At 50.6% G+C, this 1,109-nt stretch carries 11 tRNA genes; all 11 read right to left on the reverse strand.

Features of this window, described 5'->3' with window-relative positions:
• Positions 1-41: 41 nt before the first annotated feature.
• The 11 genes from HMPREF3247_RS14020 to HMPREF3247_RS14070 all read right to left on the reverse strand — a co-directional run bounded on the left by HMPREF3247_RS14020 (position 42) and on the right by HMPREF3247_RS14070 (position 1,055).
• A tRNA-Trp gene (locus tag HMPREF3247_RS14020) sits at positions 42-115 on the reverse strand.
• A gap of 15 nt (positions 116-130) precedes the next feature.
• Positions 131-211: transfer RNA gene (locus tag HMPREF3247_RS14025), tRNA-Tyr, on the reverse strand.
• Positions 212-216: 5 nt separating this feature from the next.
• Positions 217-292: transfer RNA gene (locus HMPREF3247_RS14030), tRNA-Thr, on the reverse strand.
• Positions 293-299: 7 nt separating this feature from the next.
• Positions 300-372, reverse strand: a tRNA-Phe gene (locus HMPREF3247_RS14035).
• Positions 373-390: 18 nt separating this feature from the next.
• Positions 391-466 (reverse strand) — tRNA-Asp (locus HMPREF3247_RS14040).
• 9 nt (positions 467-475) lie between these two features.
• Positions 476-549 (reverse strand) — tRNA-Met (locus tag HMPREF3247_RS14045).
• Positions 550-563: 14 nt separating this feature from the next.
• A tRNA-Ser gene (locus tag HMPREF3247_RS14050) sits at positions 564-656 on the reverse strand.
• A gap of 38 nt (positions 657-694) precedes the next feature.
• Positions 695-770: transfer RNA gene (locus HMPREF3247_RS14055), tRNA-Asp, on the reverse strand.
• A gap of 10 nt (positions 771-780) precedes the next feature.
• Positions 781-870: transfer RNA gene (locus HMPREF3247_RS14060), tRNA-Ser, on the reverse strand.
• A gap of 9 nt (positions 871-879) precedes the next feature.
• Positions 880-953: transfer RNA gene (locus tag HMPREF3247_RS14065), tRNA-Ile, on the reverse strand.
• Positions 954-981: 28 nt separating this feature from the next.
• Positions 982-1,055, reverse strand: a tRNA-Met gene (locus tag HMPREF3247_RS14070).
• Between the last annotated feature and the right edge of the window lie 54 nt (positions 1,056-1,109).

Here is a 1,109-nt window from a genome sequence, read left to right on the forward strand (position 1 = left end):
AACCACAATCCGATGTGTTAACCACTTCACCACAGCCGCCATGGCAGGGGCAGTAGGAATCGAACCCACACCAAAGGTTTTGGAGACCTCTATTCTACCGTTGAACTATGCCCCTATTAAAAATAATAAATGGAGGGGGGCAGATTCGAACTGCCGAACCCGAAGGAGCGGATTTACAGTCCGCCGCGTTTAGCCACTTCGCTACCCCTCCATAAATGGTGCCGGCCAGAGGACTTGAACCCCCAACCTACTGATTACAAGTCAGTTGCTCTACCAATTGAGCTAGGCCGGCAAAGAAATGGTTCAGGACAGAGTCGAACTGCCGACACATGGAGCTTCAATCCATTGCTCTACCAACTGAGCTACTGAACCATAATAAAAATGTAATGATGGCGGTCTCGACGGGAATCGAACCCGCGATCTCCTGCGTGACAGGCAGGCGTGTTAACCGCTACACTACGAGACCTATAAAATATTGCGGGAGGCGGATTTGAACCACCGACCTTCGGGTTATGAGCCCGACGAGCTACCGAACTGCTCCATCCCGCGATAATAAAAAATAATGGCGGAGGAAGAGGGATTCGAACCCCCGCGGCCCGTTAAGGCCCTGTCGGTTTTCAAGACCGATCCCTTCAGCCGGACTTGGGTATTCCTCCATTATTATAGGTAAATCGCTATTAATTATAAAATTAAATGGCGGTCTCGACGGGAATCGAACCCGCGATCTCCTGCGTGACAGGCAGGCGTGTTAACCGCTACACTACGAGACCATTAGTAAAACGGAGGAAGAGGGATTCGAACCCCCGCGAGCCGTTAAGCCCCTGTCGGTTTTCAAGACCGATCCCTTCAGCCGGACTTGGGTATTCCTCCAAAATTATATGGACCTTGCAGGACTCGAACCTGCGACCGAACGGTTATGAGCCGTTAGCTCTAACCAACTGAGCTAAAGGTCCTAAATATAATTTTACAACTAATAAATAGTGGCGGTGGAGGGGATCGAACCCCCGACCTCACGGGTATGAACCGTACGCTCTAGCCAGCTGAGCTACACCGCCTTATATAGTTTGTAAATAATATGGTGGAGACTAGCGGGATCGAACCGCTGACCT

Source organism: Staphylococcus sp. HMSC36A10 (assembly GCF_001838845.1).
Lineage (GTDB): Bacteria > Bacillota > Bacilli > Staphylococcales > Staphylococcaceae > Staphylococcus > Staphylococcus aureus.